This window comes from Rhodococcus sp. ENV425 (assembly GCF_002887785.1).
Classification (GTDB): Bacteria; Actinomycetota; Actinomycetes; order Mycobacteriales; family Mycobacteriaceae; genus Rhodococcus; species Rhodococcus aetherivorans.
Map to the genome: position 1 here is coordinate 1 of NZ_PCZU01000048.1, position 21,682 is coordinate 21,682.

Below are 21,682 nucleotides of genomic sequence, written 5' to 3' on the forward strand. Positions count from 1 at the left end.
CCACTGTGCGGTATCTGAAACAACACACTCGATTCACCATGTTCTTCGGGGAATCGGGTGGGCGCAGCCCCCGTGAAAGAGGGCGGCGTTCACTCCATTCACTCCGAAGGAGTGTGGACAGTTTCACAGAGTTACGGCGGCCATAGCGGAGGGGAAACGCCCGGTCCCATTCCGAACCCGGAAGCTAAGCCCTCCAGCGCCGATGGTACTGCACCCGACAGGGTGTGGGAGAGTAGGACACCGCCGAACACCCGTTTACGAGAGGGGACCCACCAGTTGGGTCCCCTCTCGTGGTTTTTCTGGTTTTTCATGAAAGGATTTTTCTGTGTCCGACAACGATGGTGAGCGTCGATCCTTCCGGAGTGGAGGGTCCACTCCCAGGTCGGGACGCGGAGACAGCGGCGAGCGCCGCCAGGGTGGCGACCGGGGCCCGGCCCGCGGCGAGGATCGCCGGCAGGGAGTCGCCGGCCGACCGGATCGTCGCGGCGAGGACCGCACTTTCCGCGGGGAACGGCGAAGCGAGCCGGCGAAGGGCTCCGCGGACGACTCCCGCGGGAGTAGCCGCTCGGAGCGACCCCACAGCGATCGCCCGTCGGGGGACCGGCGAGATCGGCCCTACGGTGAGCGGCGCGACGACCGTTCCCGCGACGACCGTTCCCGCAGCGAGCGCCCGCATCGAGGCACAAACGACGACCGTCGGGACGATCGGCGCACCGGTGACCGGCGCGACGATCGGGGCCGTGACGATCGGCGCACGGGCACGTCCCGTGCCGGCCACGGACCCGAACGGCGAGACGGGGGCGCTCCGCGTCGCCGTGGCGGCGAGGGTGGATTCGGCCCGAGCCGTGGCCGCGAGGGTGCTCCGGCTCCGCGTCGCGAAGCCCGGCCGGACGAGCCGGACCTGCCCGAGGACGTCGAAGCGTCGGACCTCGATCCGACGATCCGCCGGGACCTGCTGAGTCTCGACAAGTCGAACGCCAACGCAGTGGCCCGGCACCTGGTCATGGCCGGCCGCCTGATCGACGACGATCCCCGTCTGGCGCTGGCGCACGCTCGTGCTGCGCGGCAGCGCGCCGGCCGTATCGCCGTGGTTCGTGAGGCAGCGGGCATCACGGCCTACCACGCCGGCGAATGGGCGGAGGCGCTGTCCGAGTTGCGGGCCGCCCGACGAATGGCCGGGGGACCGGGATTGCTGGCGGTCATGGCGGACTGCGAGCGCGGTCTCGGCCGGCCGGAGCGCGCGATCGAGCTGGGCCGCAGCGACGAGGCTCGGGCGCTGACCGGCGACGAGGCCACCGAGCTGCGCATCGTCGTGGCGGGCGCCCGGATGGATCTGGGACAGTTCGACCAGGCGGTGGTCACCCTGCAGACCCCGGACCTGGATGCCTCGCGCACCGGCCCGTCCGCCGCGCGCCTGTTCTATGCGTACGCGGATGCACTCGTGGCCGCGGGACGTACCGAGGACGGATTGAAGTGGTTCCTCAACGCCGCCGCGGCGGATCTCGAGGGGGACACCGACGCCGAGGAACGCGTCGCCGAACTCACCGGAGAGGATCAGTGACCGGTACATCCGGCGGCGCGTCGTTGCGGGCGCTCTACGACGTACTCCTGCTCGATCTGGACGGCACCGTCTACCGCGGCGCCGAGGCGGTGCCCGGGGCCCGCGAGGCATTGTCGGAGGGTGCCGAGCGGCTGTTCTATGTCACCAACAACGCGAGCCGTCGCCCGGCAGAGGTTGCCAAACATCTGCGCGAACTCGGTTTCGCGGCCGACGAGTCGAACGTGGTCACCAGTTCCCAGTCCGCGGCCCGGCTGTTGGCCGAGCGGGTCCCGGCCGGCGCTCCGGTGCTGGTGGTGGGCACCGGAGCCCTCGTCGACGAGGTCGCCGCGGTCGGTCTGACTCCGGTGCGTTCCGCGGACGCCGAGCCCGTGGCGGTCGTGCAGGGACACTCCCCGGAGACCGGGTGGGCGATCCTCGCCGAGGCGACGCTCGCACTGCGCTCCGGCGCCCTGTGGGTGGCGACGAACGTCGATTCGACGTTGCCCACCGAGCGGGGCCTGGTGCTCGGGAACGGTTCCATGGTCGCGGCCCTGAGGTCGGCGACGGGCTGTGAGCCGCTGGTGGCGGGCAAACCGGCCGCGCCGCTGCTCGAGGACGCCGTCGTGCGCAGCGGCGCCTCGCGTCCGCTCGTGGCCGGCGACCGGCTCGACACCGACATCGCCGGCGCCAACGCCGTCGGCGCCGATTCGTTGTTGGTACTGACCGGCGTCAGCACGGTCGCGGACCTGCTCCGGGCGCCGGAGAAGCAGCGCCCCACCTATGTGGCCGACTCGCTCGCCGGTCTCGACGCCGAGGCGGCCACGCTGCGGGTGGGACCGCGCGAGCCGGGAGCGGTGTCGTTCGACGGACGGGATGTGCACCTGGCACCGGAGTTCGCGGCGGACCCGATGGCCGCGCTGCGGGCCGTGCTCGACGTCGCCTGGGCCAACCCCGGTTTCGGTCGGGTCGTGGCGGCGGACGACCTGCTGGCACGGTGGGGAATATCCCGCTGAGCCGGGTCTGCGTGGTGTGCCGGTTCGTCACCGGCATGCACTAGCGTGGTCGACGATGAGCACGTCGATTCCACGCCCAGGCGACCACCTTCCACGCCCCCATCCGGGCGTGGATCCCGCGTCGATCCATATCGAGGTCGAGGGTCTGCTCACGCGCGCCCGCGACGTCACCGCCGACGGTGAGCCCGATCCGTCCGAGATCATCCCGCGGCAGGCGCAGCTGCTCGAACAGGCGCACGACCTGCTGGTCCAGGCGCTCGCGACCGTGGACAAGATCTGACGTGGCCCGGCGAGCGCGAGTCGACGCGGAGCTGGTGCGCCGGGGCCTCGCCCGGTCCCGCGAGCACGCCGGCGAACTGATCACGGCTGGGCGGGTCCTCGTCAACGGCACCGTCGCGACGAAACCCGCGACCCAGGTCGATCCGGGGGCGCCCCTGCTGGTCACGGAGGTCGCCGAGGAGGTGGCGTGGGCCTCGCGAGGGGCCCACAAGCTGCTCGGCGCCCTCGAGGCGTTCACCCCACAGGGATTGCGGGTCACCGGGCGGCGGTGCCTCGACGCCGGGGCTTCCACCGGCGGCTTCACGGACGTGCTGTTGCACGAGGGCGCCCGCGAGGTCGTCGCCGTCGACGTGGGCTACGGCCAGTTGGTGTGGCGGCTGCAGTCCGACGAGCGCGTCCACGTGATCGATCGAACAAACGTGCGTAACATCGGTGCGGACGCGATCGGAGGGCCGGTCGAGTTGGTGGTGGCGGATCTGTCGTTCATCTCGCTGAAGCTGGTGCTCCCGGCGTTCGTGCGGTGCGTGACTCCGGGCGCGGATCTGCTGCCGATGGTCAAACCGCAGTTCGAGGTCGGGAAGGAGCGGGTCGGCAGTGGCGGCGTCGTCCGGGATGCGGCTCTGCGCACCGAGGCGGTCCTCGGTGTCGCCCGGGAGGCCCAGGCTCTGGGGCTGCGTACGCTCGGGGCGGTGGCCAGTCCGCTGCCCGGCCCGTCCGGCAACGTCGAGTACTTCCTGTGGCTGCGCGCCGGGGAACCCGGCCCGGTCGAACTGGGCGCGGACGTGGTCGAACTCGTCGAACGAGCCGTGCAGGAAGGACCCCAGTGACCGCAGATAGTGCAGCGACCGGCCCGGAGCGGGCGACCCGCGAGGTCCTGCTCGTGTCCCACTCGGGGCGGGTCGAGATCGCCGCGACGGCGCAGCGCATGGCGAAGATCTTCGGCGAGGCCGGCATCGGGCTGCGGGTGCTCGACGACGAGGTCGCCAGCACCGGTCTGGGTCCGCTCGCCGGCCCGGACGGACGGGTCCGCATCGTCGAACCCGGACCGGACGCCGCCCGGGGCTGCGAGATGGTGATCGTGCTCGGCGGGGACGGCAGCTTCCTGCGCGCCGCCGAACTGGCCCAGCGCGCCGGGGTGCCCGTGCTCGGAATCAACCTGGGCCGCATCGGTTTCCTCGCCGAGGCCGAGGCCGAACATCTCGAGGAGGCACTGGCGCAGGTGGTGCGCCGCGAGTACCGGGTCGAGGAGCGGATGACGCTGGACGTCGCGATCCGGGTCGACGACGTGATCGTCGACCGGGGGTGGGCGCTGAACGAGGCCAGCCTCGAGAACAAGTCCCGTCTGGGCGTGCTCGAGGTGGTGCTCGAGGTCGACGGCCGGCCGGTGTCGGCGTTCGGGTGCGACGGCGTGCTGATCGCCACCCCGACGGGATCGACCGCGTACGCGTTCTCCGCCGGCGGCCCGATCGTGTGGCCGGAACTCGAGGCGTTGCTGGTGATCCCCAGCAACGCGCACGCCCTGTTCGCCCGGCCCATGGTGACCAGCCCGGAGTCGTTGATCGCCGTGGAGACCCTCGCCGGCAGCCACGACGGGCTGGTGTTCTGCGACGGCCGCCGCACCCTGGACCTGCCCGCCGGAGGCCGACTCGAGGTGGTGCGCGGCAAGCACCCGGTGCGGTGGGTGCGGCTGGACTCGGCGCCGTTCGCCGACCGCATGGTGCGCAAGTTCGATCTTCCGGTGAAGGGCTGGCGGGGAAGGAGACTGTGAGGTGCTTGCCGAGATCCGGATCGACAATCTGGGGGTCATCTCCGAGGCCGGCGCCCAGTTCCACGGCGGGCTGACCGTCCTGACCGGCGAAACCGGAGCCGGCAAGACCATGGTCGTGACCAGCCTGCACCTGCTGTCGGGGGCGCGCGCCGACCCCACCCGCGTCCGTGTCGGCGCCTCCCGCGCCGTCGTGGAGGGTCGCTTCTGCATCGATGCCGACGCCGGGTCGAGCGCGGCGGGCGGGGTGCCCAGCCACGTCGAGCGGGAAGTGGCACGCCTGCTCGAGACGACCGGCGCCCAGCGCGACGACGACGGCAGCATCATCGCGGTCCGCACCGTCGGCAGCGACGGCCGCTCCCGCGCCCACCTCGGCGGGCGCAGCGTCCCGGTGGGGGTGCTGTCGGAGTTCACCGATCCGCTGCTGACCGTGCACGGCCAGAACGACCAGTTGCGGCTGCTGCGGCCCGACCAGCAGCGCGCCGCCCTCGACCGGTTCGCCGGCAAGGCGATCGCGCCGCTGCTGGCGGCGTACCAGGAGCACCGCCAGCGGTGGCTGACCGCGCGGGCCGAGCTGAGCGAACGCACCGAGCGGTCCCGGGAGCTCGCGCAGGAGGCGGACCGCCTGCGGTTCGCGCTCGACGAGATCGACGCCGTCGACCCCCAGCCGGGGGAGGACACCCGGATCGTGGCCGAGGTGCGCCGGCTCGGCGACCTCGATTCGTTGCGGGACTCCGCGCAGGGCGCGCAGGCCGCCCTCACCGGCGGGGACGGCGACGACGTGGCCGCGGCGGCTCTGGATCTGCTGGGGGAGTCGCGGGCGCGGCTCGAGGCGGCCGAGGACCCGGCCCTGCGCGAGCTCGGTCCCCGGCTCGACGAGGCCATCGCGGTGGTCACCGACGTCGCCGGCGAGCTGTCCGGATACCTGTCGGACCTGCCGTCGGACCCGGGGGCCCTCGAGACGCTGCTGAACCGCCAGGCGGAGCTGAAATCGCTCACCCGCAAGTACGCCGCGGACATCGACGGTGTGCTCGAGTGGGCTCGCGAGGCCCGCGACCGGCTGTCGAGGATCGACGTGTCCGCCGATGCGGTCGCCGAACTCGCCGCGCGCGCCGATCGCGAGGCGGCCGCCGCCGCCGAGGCCGCGACCGCCCTCTCCGCCGCCCGCAGGAAGGCCGCCGACAAGCTCGCGAAGGCGGTCAGCAAGGAGTTGTCCGGCCTGGCGATGGGCCGGGCGAGTCTGGACGTGCAGGTGCGGGACCGGGAGGCGGGGCCGCAGGACACCGCACCGCTGAAGGTCGGCGGGCGGGTGCTGCACGCCGGCACCTCGGGCGTCGACGACGTCGAGTTCCGGCTCGCCGCGCACAGCGGGGCCCGGTCCCTGCCCATCGCGCGCAGCGCCTCCGGCGGTGAGCTCTCCCGCGTCATGCTCGCGCTCGAGGTGGTGCTGGCCGGGTCCGAACGCGGCGCCACGATGGTGTTCGACGAGGTCGACGCGGGGGTGGGCGGTCGGGCTGCGGTCGAGATCGGCCGGCGCCTGGCCCGCCTGTCGCGCACCCATCAGGTCATCGTGGTCACCCACCTGCCGCAGGTCGCCGCGTTCGCCGACACCCACCTCGTCGTCGACAAAGTCGACGATGCCGGGGGCGTCGTCAGCAGCGGGGTGCGCGCGCTCACCGATACCGAGCGGGTCGCGGAGCTCGCCCGCATGCTCGCCGGCCTCGGCGACACCGAGACGGGCCGGGCCCACGCCGAGGAACTGCTCGCCACCGCGCACGCCGAACGACGAGGCTGATCCCGCCCGGCGCGCCTCCGTTGCCCGGCCCCGGCCCGGGTTCATCATCGATGCCATGAAGATGCCGGCGCTGCTGTCACGCAATAACGAAACGTTGCCCGGAGTGAGCGGCATTGCCCGGGTCGACAAGAACCAGGCCAGGCTCCTGCGCCGGGTCGGTCCCGGCGACATCGTCGTTCTCGACGCCGTCGACATGGACCGCGTCACCGCCGACGCGCTCGTCGAGGCCGGGGTCACCGCCGTGGTCAACGCCTCGACGTCGATCACCGGCCGCTACCCGAACCTCGGCCCGCAGGTGCTCGTCGCCAACGGCATCGCCCTGATCGACAACACCGGTCCCGAGGTGTTCAAGAAGGTCAAGGACGGCGCCAAGGTCCGCCTGCACGAGGGCGGTGTCTACTCCGGGGAACGGTTGCTGATCCAGGGCGAGGAGCAGACCGAAACCGAGATCTCCGACCGCATGATCGAGGCGAAGACCGGCCTGGTCGACCACCTCGAGGCGTTCTCGGGCAACACCATCGAGTTCATCCGTTCGGAGAGCCCGCTGCTCATCGACGGGGTCGGAGTGCCCGACGTCGACGTGGACCTGCGCGACCGGCACGTGGTGGTGGTCGCGGACGGGCCGGACCACGAGCAGGACCTGAAGAACCTCAAGCCGTTCATCAAGGAGTACTCGCCGATCCTCGTGGGCGTCGGCACCGGCGCCGACACCCTCGTCCGGGCCGGATACCGGCCGGATCTGATCGTCGGCGACCCGGACGGGATCGGCACCGAGACCCTCAAGTCCGGCGCCGAGGTGGTGCTGCCCGCCGATCACGACGGCCACGCCCCCGGTCTCGAACGCATCCAGGACCTGGGCATCGGCGCGATGACGTTCCCCGCCACCGGCGCCCCCGCCGACCTGGCGCTGCTGCTGGCCGACCATCACGGCGCCGCCCTCATCGTCACCGTCGGCAGCACCGTCTCGCTCGACGAGTTCTTCGACCAGGGCCGCCGTGACAGCAACCCGTCGGCGTTCATGACCCGGCTGAAGGTGGGGCCGAAACTGGTCGACGCCAAGGCCGTCGCCACCCTCTACCGCAGCCGCGTCTCCGGCGGGGTGATCGCCCTGCTGGTGTTCGCCGCGCTGATCGCCGTGATCGTCGCGTTGATCGTGTCCAACCTCGGCGGCGACGTCGTGGACTGGGCCGTGCAGAGCTGGGACAGTCTCGTGGTGTGGGTGCAGGGGCTGACCGCGTGATCTCGTTGCGTCACCACGCAATCTCGATCGCAGCGGTCTTCCTCGCCCTCGCCGTGGGCATCGTCCTCGGCTCCGGGCTGCTGTCGGACAGCGTCGTCGCCGGGCTCCGCGACGACCGGTCCGAACTGCAGGGCCGGCTGCAGGACGCCGAGGACCGCACCAACGTGCTCACCGAGCAGCTCAACGCGGCCGACGGTTTCGACGCCGCGGTGTCCGGGCGTGTGGTGCGCGACGCGCTCGCCGGCCGCACGGTGCTCATGATCGCCACTCCCGACACCGACCCGGCGGACCTGGACGCGGTGATCCGCACGGTCGAGGCGGCGGGCGCCGCCGTGACCGGCCGGATCTCGCTGACCGAGCCCTTCGTCGACGCCGCCGGCGCCGACCAGCTGCGCACCACCGTCACCAACGTCGTCCCCGCCGGGGTGCAGTTGCAGACCGGCGCCGTGGATCAGGGCAGCCTGGCCGGGGACCTGCTCGGAGCCGTGCTGCTCGTCGAGCCGGCGAGCGGGCAGCCGCGCAGCACCCCCCAAGAACGTGACCTCGCGCTCTCCACGCTGCGGGGCGGCGGCTTCGTCGCGTACGACGACGGGACCGTCGAACCCGCCCAGACCGCCATCGTCGTCACCGGCGACGGGGGAGCCGGCGCCGAGGGCGGCGGCAACCGCGGTGCGCTGCTGGCCCGCTTCGCCGCCGCGTTCGACTCCCGCGGTGCCGGCACGGTCCTGGCCGGGCGGCCCGGCGCCGCCGTCGGCAACGGGGCCGTCGCGGTGGTGCGGGCCGACGCGGCGCTGTCGGCCGGTCTGTCCACCGTCGACACCGTCGACCGCGAATCCGGCCGCATCACCACGGTGCTGGCGCTGCAGGAACAGCTCGCCGGGGTGTCGGGCCGGTACGGAACCGGCCCCAACGCCGGCGCCGTCACCGTCGGAACCGCCGCCCGCTGACGGGCGCGGCGCGGCGAACGGTGTGATCCCCGTCCGATCCGGGCGAGTCGTGCACGCGGGACCCACGACAGGTGTTACCGTGAAGTTCCGTGGGTCGTGCAGGCCCCAGCAGTTCCGTCATCAGTCCGAAGTCCTGCACCAGACGTCACGGGAGCTTCTTTGCCACAGTCACGCCACTCGCGTACCGCCACCAAGCACATCTTCGTCAGCGGGGGCGTCGCCTCCTCACTGGGCAAGGGGCTGACGGCATCGAGCCTGGGCGCTCTTCTCACCGCGCGCGGCATGCGCGTGACCATGCAGAAGCTCGACCCCTACCTGAACGTCGACCCCGGCACCATGAACCCCTTCCAGCACGGCGAGGTCTTCGTCACCGAGGACGGCGCCGAAACCGACCTGGACGTGGGCCACTACGAACGCTTCCTCGACCGCGATCTCAACGCCGCCGCCAACGTCACCACCGGCCAGATCTACTCCACGGTCATCGCCAAGGAGCGGCGCGGCGAATACCTCGGCGACACCGTCCAGGTGATCCCGCACATCACCGACGAGATCAAGAACCGGATCATGGCGATGGCCGGCCCCGACAAGGACGGCAACGTTCCCGACGTGATCATCACCGAGATCGGTGGCACCGTCGGCGACATCGAGTCCCAGCCGTTCCTCGAGGCGGCCCGTCAGGTCCGTCACGACGTCGGCCGCGGCAACGTCTTCTTCCTGCACGTCTCCCTCGTGCCCTATCTGGCCCCGTCGGGTGAGCTGAAAACCAAGCCCACCCAGCACTCGGTGGCGGCGCTGCGCAACATCGGCATCCAGCCCGACGCGCTGGTGCTGCGCTGCGATCGGGAGGTCCCCGCCGCCCTCAAGGCGAAGATCGCGCTGATGTGCGACGTGGACGTCGACGGCTGCATCTCCTGCCCCGACGCCCCGTCGATCTACGACATCCCCAAGGTCCTGCACCGCGAAGGACTCGACGCCTACGTCGTCCGCCAGCTCGGCCTGCCGTTCCGCGACGTGGACTGGACCGTGTGGGGCGACCTGCTCGACCGGGTGCACCAGCCGCGTGAGACCGTGCGGGTCGCGCTCGTCGGCAAGTACGTCGACCTGCCCGACGCCTACCTGTCGGTCACCGAGGCGCTGCGCGCCGGTGGTTTCGCGCACCGCGCCAAGGTCGACATCCGCTGGGTGCCCTCCGACGACTGCGAGACCGAGGCCGGCGCCCAGGCCGCGCTCGGCGACGTGGACGCGGTCCTGATCCCCGGAGGCTTCGGCATCCGCGGCATCGAGGGCAAACTCGGCGCGATCCGCTACGCCCGCACCCGCAAGATCCCGCTGCTCGGCCTGTGCCTGGGCCTGCAGTGCGTGGTCATCGAGGCGGCCCGCTCGGTGGGCATCACCGACGCGAACTCCGCCGAGTTCGATCCCGACACCACCCATCCGGTGATCTCCACGATGGCCGATCAGGAGCAGGCCGTCGCCGGCGAGGCCGATCTCGGCGGCACGATGCGGCTCGGCGCCTACCCGGCCGTACTCGCCAAGGGCTCGGTCGTCGCCCGCGCCTACGGCGGCGAGCAGGTCTCCGAGCGGCACCGCCACCGCTACGAGGTCAACAACGCCTACCGCGACCGGATCGCCAAGTCGGGCCTGAGGTTCTCGGGCACCTCCCCGGACGGGCATCTCGTCGAGTTCGTCGAGTACCCCGCCGACCTGCACCCGTTCTTCGTGGCCACCCAGGCGCATCCCGAGCTCAAGAGCCGCCCCACCCGCCCGCACCCGCTGTTCTCCGCGTTCATCGCAGCCGCGCTGCGGTACAAGGCCGCCGAGCGCCTGCCCGTGGACGTGCACGGCGACGACGCGGACGAGGTCGACGTGGACGGCGGCGACGCGGTGGTCACCACGTCCGAGAACGCCACCGCCGGCGGCAAGTAGCCGACCGTGACGCAGCGACACGAGTTCCGGACGCTGTCCACGCGCCGGATCTACACCGGCGCGATCGTGTCGCTGCGTGTGGACCGGGTCGCCATGCCCGACGGGCACGAGGCCGAACGGGAGGTGGTCGAACACCACGGCGCCGTCGCGATCGCCGCGGTCGACGAGCAGGACCGGCTGATCCTGATCCACCAGTACCGCCACCCGCTCGGCCACCGCCTCTGGGAGCTGCCCGCCGGGCTGCTCGACGCGCCCGGCGAGGACCCGCTCGACGCGGCCCGCCGGGAACTCGCCGAGGAGACCGGCCTGGCCGCCGCCCGCTGGGACCTGCTCGTCGACCTCGCCCTCTCGCCGGGATTCACCGACGAGGCCGTGCGCGTGTACGCGGCCCGGGGCCTGTCCGAGGCCGACCGGCCCGACCCCGAACACGAGGAGGCGGACCTCGAGATCCGCCGCGTCCCCGTCGACGAGGCCGTCGCCATGGTGCTCGGCGGCCGGATCGTCAACGCCACCGCCGTGTCGGGGATCCTCGCCCTCGCCGCCACCCGCCGCGATGCGGGCGCCCTGCGCCCCGCCGAGGCCGAGTGGCCCGACCGGCCCCGCGCCCTGCTGCGCACCAAGCGCGACGGGAACTGACGCGGTGCTCGCCCGCCAGCTCGACGCCTACCTCGACCACCTCACCGTCGAGCGCGGCGCCGCCCCCAACACCCTGGCGTCCTACCGGCGCGACCTCACCCGCTACCTCGACCACCTCACCGACCGCGGCATCGACGACCTCGCCGACGTCCGCGAAGAGCACGTCGGCGACTTCGTCACCGCGCTGCGCCGAGGCGACCCCGACCGCGGCAGGCCCGCCCTCGCGGCCAGCTCCGCCGCCCGCGCCCTCGTCGCCGTGCGCGGACTGCACCGCTTCGCCACCACCGAAGGCCGCACCCCCGTCGACGTCGCCCGCGCCGTCAAACCCCCCGCCGCGGGCCGGCGCCTGCCCAAGGCCCTGTCCGTCGCCGACGTGCTGGCCATCCTCGGCTCCGCGGGCACCAGCGCCGACGGGCCGCGTGACCTGCGCGACCGGGCGCTGCTCGAACTGCTGTACTCCACCGGGGCACGCATCTCCGAGGCCGTCGGCCTCGACGTCGACGACCTCGACACCACCAACCGGTCGGTGCTCCTGCGCGGCAAGGGCGGCAAGCAACGCGTCGTGCCGGTCGGCCGGCCCGCCCTGGCCGCCGTCGACGCCTATCTCGTGCGGGGCCGGCCCGCGCTGGCCACCGGCCGCACCCCCGCACTGTTCCTCAACGCCCGCGGCGGCCGCCTGTCCCGGCAGAGCGCCTGGCAGGTGCTGCAGACCGCCGCCACCCGCGCCGGGGTCACCGCCGCCGTCTCCCCGCACACCCTGCGCCACTCCTTCGCCACCCACCTCCTCGACGGCGGCGCCGACGTGCGCGTGGTGCAGGAACTGCTCGGCCATGCCTCGGTGACCACCACACAGATCTACACGCAGGTCACAGCCGGTGCGCTGCGCGAGGTGTGGGCCGGGGCCCACCCCCGCGCTCGATAGCGCCCGCGACGGCAGGGCGTGTCCACGGCGCCATCGCACCACCCGAAGCGGTAGCGTTGATCCGACAGCCGAGCGAGCAGGACAGGGGGAGCAGGGGATAGTGGGGACACCACAACCGCCCGCAGCGGACACAGCGCCGGCAGCACAGCACGCCCTGCTCCACGGCCGCCCCGGCGCCGACGCGGCACACGCCGGCCCGGAGCACACCCACACCGCGGAACCCGAGGCCGAGCTCGGCCCCACCGGCCGGCCCCGCCGGCACGTCCCGGAACCGCAGCCGCTGCCCAGCCATGGGCCCGCGAAGATCATCGCGATGTGCAACCAGAAGGGCGGGGTCGGCAAGACCACCTCGACCATCAACCTCGGTGCCTCCCTCGCCGAATACGGCCGCCGCGTCCTGCTCGTCGACCTCGACCCGCAGGGCGCCCTGTCCGCCGGTCTCGGTGTCGCCCACCACGACCTCGACCTGACCGTGCACAACCTCCTCGTCGAACGCGGCGTCTCCGTCGACGACGTACTGCTGCACACCCGCGTCGAAGGACTGGACCTGCTGCCCAGCAACATCGACCTGTCCGCCGCCGAGATCCAGCTCGTCTCCGAGGTCGGCCGCGAACAAGCCCTCGGCCGCGCCCTGTACCCCGTCCTCGACCGCTACGACTACATCCTCGTCGACTGCCAGCCGTCCCTCGGCCTGCTCACCGTCAACGCCCTTGCCTGCGCCGACGCGGTGATCATCCCGATGGAATGCGAGTACTTCAGCCTCCGCGGACTGGCCCTGCTCAACGACACCGTCGACAAGGTGCGCGACCGGCTCAACCCCAAGCTCAGCCTCGCCGGGATCCTCGTGACCATGTTCGACTCGCGCACCCTGCACGCCCGCGAGGTGATGTCCCGGGTCGTCGAGGTCTTCGGCGACCTCGTCTACGACAGCGTCATCGCCCGCACCGTCCGGTTCCCCGAGACCAGCGTCGCCGGAGAACCCATCACCACCTGGGCGCCGAAGTCCGCCGGCGCCGAGTCCTACCGGGCCCTGGCCCGCGAAGTGATCCACCGCTCCGGCCGATAGCCCGTGACCGTCGACACCCCCGGCCCGGCCGCGCCCGACCCTGCCCGCCCCGCCCCGCCCCCCGCGGGCTTCCAGGTACGGCTGCGCAACTTCGAGGGCCCCTTCGACCTGCTGCTCACCCTGATCTCCCAGCACCGCCTCGACGTCACCGAGGTCGCCCTGCACGAGGTCACCGACGAGTTCATCGCCTACACCCGCGCCCTCGGCCCCGAGATGGGACTCGACCAGACCACCGAGTTCCTCGTCGTCGCCGCGACCCTGCTCGACCTCAAGGCCGCCCGCCTCCTGCCCTCCGGCGACGTCGACGACCCCGAGGACCTCGCCCTGCTCGAGGCCCGCGACCTGCTCTTCGCCCGCCTGCTGCAATACCGCGCCTTCAAACAGATCGCCGACCTGTTCGCCGAGTTCGAAGCCGCCGCCCTGCGCCGCTACCCACGCGCGGTCTCGCTCGAACCGCAGTACGAGAACCTGGTGCCCGAGGTCGTCCTCGGCGTCGACGCGGCCCGGTTCGCCGAGATCGCCGCCGCCGCCTTCCGGCCCAAGCCGCCACCCCGCGTCGGCCTCGACCATCTCCACACCCCCCGGGTCTCCGTCCCCGAGCAGGCCGCCCGCCTGCTCACCCTGCTGCGCGCCCACGGCGCCGGCACCTGGGCCACCTTCGGCCAACTCGTCGCCGAATGCGACAACAGCCTGCAGATCGTCGCCCGGTTCCTCGCGCTGCTCGAGCTCTACCGCGAACGAGCCGTCACCTTCGACCAACCCGAGCCGCTCGGGCCGCTCCAGGTGGCCTGGACCGGCGAGAACGACGACGCCGTCACCACATTCGAGGAGGACTACGGGTGAGCAGCGACACGCCGGACCCCGACCCGCGCGGACTCGACGCCGAACTGCTCGAGATGACCGACGACGAACTCGCCGCCGCCCTCGAGGCGCTGCTCCTCGTCGTCGACACCCCCGCCCCCAACGCCCAGCTCGCCGACGCGATCGGCGTCACCGCCACCCGCGTCGAGACCACCCTGCACCGCATGGCGGCCGACCTCGACGCGCGCGGCTCGGGCATCGACCTGCGCTACGCCGGCGACGGCTGGCGCTTCTACACCCGCCGTGACTACGCCCCGTACGTCGAACGGCTCCTGCAGGGCGGCGCCCGCACCAAGCTCACCCGTGCCGCCCTCGAAACCCTCGCCGTCGTCGCCTATCGCCAGCCCGTCACCCGCGCCCGCGTCAGCGCCGTCCGTGGCGTCAACGTCGACGGCGTCATGCGCACCCTCCTGGCCCGCGACCTGATCGCCGAGGACGGCACCGACCCCGAGACCGGCGGCACCCGCTACGTCACCACCGAACTGTTCCTCGAACGCCTCGGCCTGGCCTCCCTGCAGGACCTGCCGCCCCTCGCGCCGCTGCTCCCGGACGTCGATGTGATCGACGACATCAGCGAAAGTCTCGAGGCCGACCCACGATTTGCGAGAATGGGAAGGAACCCGCGCACCGAGTCCACCTCGCCCGCGCCGTTCGATCCCGATTGAGACAGGAAAAAAGTGCACAAGCCCGCTCGCCGTGATGGCACACCGGACCGCAGAAAGACCACCTCCCGCGCGGGGAACCCCCCGCGCGAACGACGGGGCGAACCCGCCGCCCGCGCGGCCACGCCCAAGAAGGCACACCGCAAGGGCGACACCCCGCTCAACAAGCGCGGCCGTCCCGCCGCCCCCAAGCCCCAGGCCCAGCGACCGGCGGCCCTCCCCAAGATCAGCAACGCCAAACCCGCCCGGCACCAGCACGCCGCCGAGCGCCCCCAACTGCCCGCCGGCGAAGGCATGCGCCTGCAGAAGGTCCTCGCCCAGGCCGGAGTGGCGTCCCGCCGCGCCGCCGAGGAACTCATCGCCGCCGGCCGCGTCGAGGTCGACGGCTCCATCGTCACCGAACAGGGCCTGCGCGTGGACCCCGAGAACGCCGTCGTCCGCGTCGACGGCGTGCGCGTCGTCGTCAACAAGGACCTCGTCCACCTCGTGCTCAACAAGCCGCGCGGCTGGCAGTCCACCATGTCCGACGACCTCGGCCGCCCCTGCGTCGGCGACATCGTCTCCGAACGCGTCGCCGCCGGACAACGCCTCTTCCACGTCGGCCGGCTCGACGCCGACACCGAAGGGCTGCTGCTGCTCACCAACGACGGCGAGCTCGCCCACCGGCTCATGCACCCCTCCTACGAGGTGACCAAGACCTACCTCGCCACCGTCAAGGGCGTCCTCCCGCGCGGTATCGGCAAGCAGCTGCGCGCCGGCGTCGAACTCGACGACGGCCCCGCCAAGGTCGATTCCTTCGCGCTCCTGCAGGTAAACGAGGGCCAGTCCCTCGTCCGCCTCGAACTGCACGAGGGCCGCAAGCACATCGTGCGCCGCCTGCTCGACGCCGTCGGCCACCCCGTGATCCGCCTGGTGCGCACCGACATCGGACCCGTCGCGCTCGGCGACCAGCGACCCGGCACCCTGCGGGTGCTCGGCCGCAAGGAAGTCGGCGGCCTCTACCAGGCGGTGGGCCTGTGAGCTCCCTGATCGTCGCCATGGACGGCCCGTCCGGCACCGGCAAGTCCACCGTCTCCAAGCGGCTCGCCCGCCGCCTCGGCGCCGCCTATCTCGATACCGGCGCCATGTACCGGGTCGCGACCCTGCACGCCCTGCGAGCGGGGGCGGACCTGACCGATCCCGCCGCCATCGCCGCCGCCACCGCGTCCCTGCCCTGGTCGATCGGCACCGACCCGGAAGTCGAGGACATCCGGCTCGCCGGGGAGGACGTCCGCGAGATCATCCGCGGCGGCGAGGTCACCGGCGCCGTCTCCGCCGTTTCCGCCGTCCCCGCGGTGCGTCAGGCCCTCGTCGCAGCGCAGCAGAGCATCGGCCGCGACGCCGGGCACATCGTCGTCGAGGGGCGCGACATCGGCACCGTCGTGTTCCCCGACGCGGATGTGAAGATCTACCTCACCGCCTCCGCCGAGGCCCGGGCACAGCGGCGCAACCGGCAGAACATCGCCGAAGGCCGCGGCGACGACTACGAGGCGGTGCTCGCTGCGGTGCAGCGCCGCGACCACCTCGACTCCACCCGCGCGGTCTCCCCGCTGCGCGCGGCGGACGACGCGGTCGTCGTCGACACGAGCGACATGGACATCGACGAAGTGATCGCCGCGCTCGCCGCCGTGGTCGCCGAGCAGACGGGAGCGACCCTGTGAGCGAGGATGTGACGGAATTCGCCGGCGACGGCACCTGGTCGGAGGAAGCGGACTGGGACCTCGAGCTCGTCGGGGACGACGAACTCGAGGAGTTCGTGCCCGTGCCGACCGTCGCCGTGGTCGGACGACCCAACGTCGGCAAGTCGACCCTGGTCAACCGCATCATCGGCCGCCGCGAAGCGGTCGTCGAGGACGTGCCGGGCGTGACCCGCGACCGCGTCTCGTACGAGGCCAACTGGAACGGCCGCCGATTCATGGTGCAGGACACCGGCGGCTGGGAGCCCGACGCGAAGGGCCTGCAACAGTCCGTCGCGCGGCAGGCGGAGATTGCGATGCGCACAGCCGACGCGATCCTGATCGTCGTCGACGCGACCGTCGGCGCCACCGCCGTCGACGAGGCGGTCGCCAGGGTCCTGCGCCGCTCCAAGACGCCGGTGCTGCTCGTCGCGAACAAGGTCGACGACGACCGCGTCGAGTCCGAAGCGGCCGCCCTGTGGTCGCTGGGCCTGGGGCAGCCGTACTCGGTGTCGGCCACCCACGGTCGCGGCACCGGGGACCTGCTCGACGAGCTGCTCTCGGTGCTGCCGCAGACCCCGCGCGAAGGCACCGGCGGGGGAGGCCCGCGTCGTGTCGCGCTGGTCGGCAAGCCCAACGTCGGCAAGTCCAGCCTGCTCAACAAGCTGGCCGGCGACGAAAGGTCGGTGGTGCACAACGTCGCCGGCACGACGGTCGACCCGGTGGACTCCCTCGTCGAGCTCGGCGGAAAGACCTGGCGGTTCGTCGACACCGCCGGCCTGCGCAAGCGCGTCAACACCGCCTCCGGGGCCGAGTTCTACGCCTCGCTGCGCACCCGCGGCGCCATCGAGGCCGCGGAGGTGGCGGTGCTGCTGATCGACGCCTCCGAGCCCATCACCGAGCAGGACCAACGGGTGATCTCGATGGTCGCCGACGCGGGCCGCGCCCTCGTCATCGCCTTCAACAAGTGGGACCTCGTCGACGAGGATCGCCGCTACGAGCTGAGCCGGGAGATCGAACGCGATCTGCTGCGCGTGCCGTGGGCGGCGCGCGTCAACATCTCCGCCAAGACCGGCCGAGCCGTGCAGAAGCTCGTGCCGGCCATGGAGACCGCCCTCGAGTCCTGGGACAAGCGCATCTCCACCGGCCGGCTCAACACCTGGCTCAAGGAGGTCGTCGCCGCGACTCCGCCGCCGATGCGCGGCGGCCGCCTGCCGCGGGTACTGTTCGCCACCCAGGCCGGCACCCGGCCGCCGACGTTCGTGCTGTTCACCACCGGCTTCCTCGAGGCCGGCTACCGCCGATTCCTCGAGCGGCGGCTGCGCGAGGAGTTCGGCTTCGAGGGCAGCCCGGTGCGGATCTCCGTGCGCGTGCGCGAGAAACGGGACCGCCGCGGCAAGTAGCACCCGAAACGGTCCTGACCAGGCGATTGGTGAATCGGTCCGTCCCTGTTGTAATCTCAACGAGCGCTCGACGAGAGCGCGGACGGGCTGTGGCGCAGCTTGGTAGCGCACTTGACTGGGGGTCAAGTGGTCGCAGGTTCAAATCCTGTCAGCCCGACCCACGACGAGGCGGTCCCGAATTCCCCGGGACCGCCTCGTTCGCGTGCGGGCCACCCTCCGCGGCCCGGTTCCAGGACTGCCGTGCCGCTCCGGCCCACCCCGGAACCAGCCGCCCAGGGTGCGGCAGCGGCAGCTCCGCGAAAGGCCCACGGTCAGGGTCCAAAGACCGCAGTCAACACCTCGAGCCGCGAGTACTGTCGCGAACAGGAGCCGCGGCCACACCGAGGCGCGACGGGCATCTCCAGTCCGAGGAGACAACATGACCGAAACCCGGATCGGCACCGAATCCCAGGCCACCAACAGCACCGGCGACGCCGCCACGGCGGAGGCGACTCCCGCCGTCGACACCGGCCCGGTCCGGCACGAGCAGATCGACGCGGTCGTCGACACGGCGACCACCGCGGCGGCCGAGTTCCGCACCCTCGACCAGCAACAGGTCGACGCGATCGTCGAAGCCATGGCGCAGGCCGGCATCCGGGCGGCCGCGGAACTGGCATCGGTGGCGATCGAGGAGACCGGATTCGGCGTCTTCGAGGACAAGGTCGTCAAGAACTACGTGGCCACCGAGTTCCTCTACGACTACCTCAAGGACAAGAAGTCCGTGGGCGTGATCGAGGAGGACGTCGAGCGCAGCATCGTCCGCGTCGCCGAACCCATCGGCGTGGTCCTGGCGATCACCCCGGTCACCAACCCCACCTCCACGGTGCTGTACAAGGCGATCGTCGCGGCAAAGACCCGCAACGCCGTCATCTTCCGGCCCTCGCCCTTCGCCGTGCGGTCGTGCGAACGCACGGTCGAGATCCTGCGTGCGGCAGCCGAAGCGGCCGGTATGCCCCCCGGCGCGCTGCAGGTCATTCCCGACGCCGCCCACGAGGTCACCCACTACCTGTTCAAGCATCCTCGGGTCGACTTCATCTGGGTCACCGGCGGGCAGAAGATCGTCTCCCTCGCCAACGCGGCCGGCAAACCCGCGCTCGGCGTGGGACCCGGCAACGCCCCCATCTATCTGCACCGCACGGCCGACATCAAGGGCGCCGTCGTCGACATCCTCATCTCGAAGACCTTCGATGCCTCCGTGATCTGCCCCGCCGAACAGACCTGCATCATCGACGACGAGATCTACGACGCCACCGTCGCCGAGTTCGAGCGGATGGGGGCGCACGTACTCACGGACGAGCAGGCCGCCGCGGTGGCCGAATTCGCCTTCGGCTGCGGCGACAAGGTCAACCTCGCCGCTCTCGGCCAGCAGGCTCCCGAACTAGCCGCCCGCGCGGGCTTCACCGTGGATCCAGCGGTCAAGGTGCTCCTGGCGCCGTTGCCCTCCGACCTCGACCAGCTCGCCGCGCACCCTCTGGTGCAGGAGAAGCTTATGCCCGTCCTCGGTCTCGTGCGCGCCCGCGACGTCCAGCACGGCATCGACGCCGCCGTGCTCGTCACCGAACACGGCGGCCTCGGCCACACCTCCGCCATCTACGCCACCGATCCGGCGGTCATCGACGCCTACGGTCTGGCCGTGCGCACCGGACGGATCCTCGTCAACGCCCCCACCGCGGTCGGCGCGCTCGGCGGGATCTACAACAACCTCACCCCCACCTTCTCCCTGGGTTGCGGCACTTGGGGCGGATCGAGCACCACCGAGAACGTCAACTACCAGCAGCTGCTCAACATCAAGACCGTCGCGCACCGGCGCACCCCGCCGCAGTGGTTCCGCGTGCCCTCCAACACCTACTTCAATGCCGGTGCCCTCGAGAACCTCCGCGAGGTCCCGTGTACGAGCGTTGTGGTCGTCACCGACGCGTTGAGCGAACAGCGGGGAGTCGTCGACGAGCTCCGCGCCCACCTGCGCGCGGAGCACATCAAGGTGTTCAGCGAGGTCGAACCGGAACCGGACGAGGCCACCATCCGCCGCGGCGTTGCGCTGCTCGAGGGGTACCCGCCGGACCTGCTCATCGCCATCGGCGGTGGGTCGGTGATCGACGCGGCGAAAGCGATCCGGTTGTTCTACGAACACCCGGAGAAGGATCTCGCGGAGCTGACGCTGCCGTTTCTCGACCCCCGCAAGCGCATGGCGGAATACCCGCAGGATCCACACAAGCTGCGGCTGGTGGCAATCCCCACGACCGCCGGCACCGGATCGGAGGTCTCACCCGCGGCCGTCCTCACCGTCGCCGGCCGCAAGGAGACCCTCGTCGACTACTCGCTGGTTCCGGATATGGCGGTGGTGGACCCGATGCTCACCCTCTCGATGCCGCGCACCCTGACCGTCGACACCGGCATCGACGCGCTGACCCACGCGCTGGAAGCGGTAGCCTCCATCTTCGCCTCGCCCTACACCGATGCGTTCTGTGTCCAGGCCGCGCGCCTGATCTTCGAGGCGCTGCCGCGGGTGTACGACGACCCGAACGATCTGTCCGCCCGCACCGACATGTCCAATGCCGCCACTCTTGCCGGACTCGCCTTCTCGAACGCCTTCGTCGGCACGAACCACGCCCTCGCGCACTCCGTCGGCGCCAGGTTCGGCATCGCCCACGGCCGGGTGAACGGCGTGTTCCTGCCCCACACCCTGCGCTACAACGCCAGCCTGCCGACCAAGTTCATGCCGGCCCCGGGCTACTCCGCGTACGTCGCGCCCGAGAAGTACGCTCAGCTCGGGCGGATCGTCTTCGGGGGGCACGAACCCGAGGAGAGCCGCCGCCGGCTCTTCCAGGGTGTCGAGGACCTGCTCCGCCGCATGGGGGTGCCGCGCACCCTGAAGGAGATCGGCATCGCGGAGGACGAGTTCCTCGCCGCCCTGCCGGAGCTGGCGATGACCGCGTTCCAGGACCTGAGCAACCGCACCAACCCGCGGATGCCGCTGATCAGCGAGATCACCACCCTGCTCCGGCTCGGCTACTACGGGGACGGCGAGCATGCCCACTGACAGCGCCACCAAGACCGTCCAGGTCGAGGCGCCCTTGGGCACCGTGCTCGCGACCATCCGTGACCTCGAGAGCCAGACCGAGTGGATCCCCGAGATCCTCGAGGCCGAGGTGCTCGAGGTCGACGAGGAGACCGGATTGCCGCGCACCGCCCGGTTCAAGGCGTCGGCCACCGTCGGTACCGACAGCTACACCCTGACCTACCGGCACCGCGACGACGGCATGAGCTGGTCGATGCTCCAAGGACGCCTGCAGACCGGGCAGGAAGGGCGCTACCAACTCGACGCGGTCGGTCCGGCCAGCACCTCCGTCACGTACGAGCTGACCATCCACCACAACCTGCCGCTACCCGGTTTCCTGCGGAATCGGGTGATCAAGGGCCTGGTCGACAGTACGCTCACCGGTCTGAAGAAGCGCCTGGAGAGCTGAACGCGGGCGGCGCGGGGCCCACCCGGTCCACACCCGCCACGGTCTGGACCACTACGTGGGCGCCCTGCCCGAGCACCGCGGCAGCGGCCGGCTGCTGCGCCGTGACCCGGACGGTTCGGTCCCTGTCGTACTCGACCGGCTCCACTTCCCGAATGGCATCACTCTCACGGAGGACGAATCCACTGTCCTGTTCGCCGAAACCGGCGGTTACTGCCTGACCGGACTGCCGATCCGTGCCCCCACGCCCCGCGGCCGCTGATGACGAACCTTCCGGGAATGCCGGACAACGTCTCCCGGGCGCGCGGCGGCCGGCTGTGGGTGGCGATGGTTGCGCCCCGCAATGGTGTCCTCGACCGGCTCGGAGGCAGCTGACCCGTGGTACGCCGGGCGTTGTGGCGGCTGCCGG

General features: G+C 71.6%; 20 protein-coding genes, 1 tRNA gene and 1 rRNA gene. All 22 read left to right on the forward strand.

Annotated features, from left to right (window positions below; genetic code table 11):
• Positions 1-132 precede the first annotated feature (132 nt).
• A 5S ribosomal RNA gene (gene rrf / locus CQZ88_RS03615) occupies positions 133-249 on the forward strand.
• A 76-nt stretch (positions 250-325) separates the two neighbouring features.
• On the forward strand, positions 326-1,561 hold the full coding sequence (locus CQZ88_RS03620) for a M48 family metallopeptidase (protein ID WP_072635316.1): 1,236 nt from the start codon (positions 326-328) through the stop codon (positions 1,559-1,561).
• Entirely contained in the window at positions 1,558-2,553 is a 996-nt protein-coding gene (locus CQZ88_RS03625) for an HAD-IIA family hydrolase (protein WP_006936716.1), read from the forward strand. Before CQZ88_RS03620 ends, CQZ88_RS03625 begins: the two co-directional genes overlap by 4 nt.
• A gap of 109 nt (positions 2,554-2,662) precedes the next feature.
• The gene (locus CQZ88_RS29445) at positions 2,663-2,833 is read left to right on the forward strand and encodes a hypothetical protein (protein ID WP_006936717.1); all 171 of its coding nucleotides are present in this window, start codon (positions 2,663-2,665) and stop codon (positions 2,831-2,833) included.
• A 1-nt stretch (position 2,834) separates the two neighbouring features.
• Positions 2,835-3,659: a TlyA family RNA methyltransferase gene (locus CQZ88_RS03630; protein ID WP_006936719.1), complete on the forward strand. Its 825-nt coding sequence runs from the start codon at positions 2,835-2,837 to the stop codon at positions 3,657-3,659.
• Complete coding sequence (locus tag CQZ88_RS03635; protein ID WP_006936725.1) at positions 3,656-4,600, forward strand: NAD kinase; 945 nt, start codon at positions 3,656-3,658, stop codon at positions 4,598-4,600. The genes CQZ88_RS03630 and CQZ88_RS03635 overlap by 4 nt, the downstream gene beginning before the upstream one ends.
• 1 nt (position 4,601) lies before the next feature.
• Positions 4,602-6,392 (forward strand): DNA repair protein RecN, encoded by a 1,791-nt coding sequence (recN, locus tag CQZ88_RS03640; protein ID WP_006936727.1) that lies wholly within the window; start codon positions 4,602-4,604, stop codon positions 6,390-6,392.
• A gap of 55 nt (positions 6,393-6,447) precedes the next feature.
• Positions 6,448-7,632, forward strand: a complete 1,185-nt coding sequence (gene steA / locus CQZ88_RS03645; RefSeq protein WP_102799265.1) for a putative cytokinetic ring protein SteA — start codon at positions 6,448-6,450, stop codon at positions 7,630-7,632.
• Positions 7,629-8,579 carry a copper transporter gene (locus CQZ88_RS03650; RefSeq protein WP_006936730.1) on the forward strand — a complete coding sequence of 317 codons (951 nt, stop codon included), beginning with the start codon at positions 7,629-7,631 and terminating at the stop codon, positions 8,577-8,579. The genes steA and CQZ88_RS03650 overlap by 4 nt, the downstream gene beginning before the upstream one ends.
• A 159-nt stretch (positions 8,580-8,738) precedes the next feature.
• Complete coding sequence (locus CQZ88_RS03655; RefSeq protein ID WP_006936731.1) at positions 8,739-10,505, forward strand: CTP synthase; 1,767 nt, start codon at positions 8,739-8,741, stop codon at positions 10,503-10,505.
• 6 nt (positions 10,506-10,511) lie between these two features.
• On the forward strand, positions 10,512-11,141 hold the full coding sequence (locus CQZ88_RS03660; RefSeq protein ID WP_006936732.1) for an NUDIX hydrolase: 630 nt from the start codon (positions 10,512-10,514) through the stop codon (positions 11,139-11,141).
• 4 nt (positions 11,142-11,145) lie between these two features.
• On the forward strand, positions 11,146-12,063 hold the full coding sequence (gene xerD / locus CQZ88_RS03665) for a site-specific tyrosine recombinase XerD (protein ID WP_006936739.1): 918 nt from the start codon (positions 11,146-11,148) through the stop codon (positions 12,061-12,063).
• 100 nt (positions 12,064-12,163) lie between these two features.
• Positions 12,164-13,129, forward strand: coding sequence for a ParA family protein (locus CQZ88_RS03670; protein WP_006936740.1), 966 nt, complete (start codon positions 12,164-12,166; stop codon positions 13,127-13,129).
• 3 nt (positions 13,130-13,132) lie between these two features.
• Positions 13,133-13,972 carry a ScpA family protein gene (locus CQZ88_RS03675; RefSeq protein ID WP_029543868.1) on the forward strand — a complete coding sequence of 280 codons (840 nt, stop codon included), beginning with the start codon at positions 13,133-13,135 and terminating at the stop codon, positions 13,970-13,972.
• Entirely contained in the window at positions 13,969-14,655 is a 687-nt protein-coding gene (scpB, locus tag CQZ88_RS03680) for an SMC-Scp complex subunit ScpB (protein WP_006936742.1), read from the forward strand. The genes CQZ88_RS03675 and scpB overlap by 4 nt, the downstream gene beginning before the upstream one ends.
• 12 nt (positions 14,656-14,667) lie before the next feature.
• Positions 14,668-15,672 carry a pseudouridine synthase gene (locus tag CQZ88_RS03685; protein WP_006936744.1) on the forward strand — a complete coding sequence of 335 codons (1,005 nt, stop codon included), beginning with the start codon at positions 14,668-14,670 and terminating at the stop codon, positions 15,670-15,672.
• A gap of 17 nt (positions 15,673-15,689) precedes the next feature.
• Entirely contained in the window at positions 15,690-16,352 is a 663-nt protein-coding gene (gene cmk, locus CQZ88_RS03690) for a (d)CMP kinase (protein WP_180986938.1), read from the forward strand.
• Positions 16,349-17,770 carry a ribosome biogenesis GTPase Der gene (gene der, locus CQZ88_RS03695; protein ID WP_006936753.1) on the forward strand — a complete coding sequence of 474 codons (1,422 nt, stop codon included), beginning with the start codon at positions 16,349-16,351 and terminating at the stop codon, positions 17,768-17,770. The genes cmk and der overlap by 4 nt, the downstream gene beginning before the upstream one ends.
• Positions 17,771-17,853: 83 nt before the next feature.
• Positions 17,854-17,927 (forward strand) — tRNA-Pro (locus tag CQZ88_RS03700).
• A 261-nt stretch (positions 17,928-18,188) separates the two neighbouring features.
• Positions 18,189-20,849 (forward strand): bifunctional acetaldehyde-CoA/alcohol dehydrogenase, encoded by a 2,661-nt coding sequence (gene adhE / locus CQZ88_RS03705; protein WP_006936755.1) that lies wholly within the window; start codon positions 18,189-18,191, stop codon positions 20,847-20,849.
• A complete protein-coding gene (locus CQZ88_RS03710) occupies positions 20,839-21,276 on the forward strand; it encodes an SRPBCC family protein (RefSeq protein ID WP_006936756.1) in 438 nt (145 codons plus the stop codon). The genes adhE and CQZ88_RS03710 overlap by 11 nt, the downstream gene beginning before the upstream one ends.
• A 43-nt stretch (positions 21,277-21,319) precedes the next feature.
• Positions 21,320-21,535, forward strand: a complete 216-nt coding sequence (locus CQZ88_RS03715) for an SMP-30/gluconolactonase/LRE family protein (RefSeq protein ID WP_081636970.1) — start codon at positions 21,320-21,322, stop codon at positions 21,533-21,535.
• Positions 21,536-21,682: the final 147 nt, after the last annotated feature.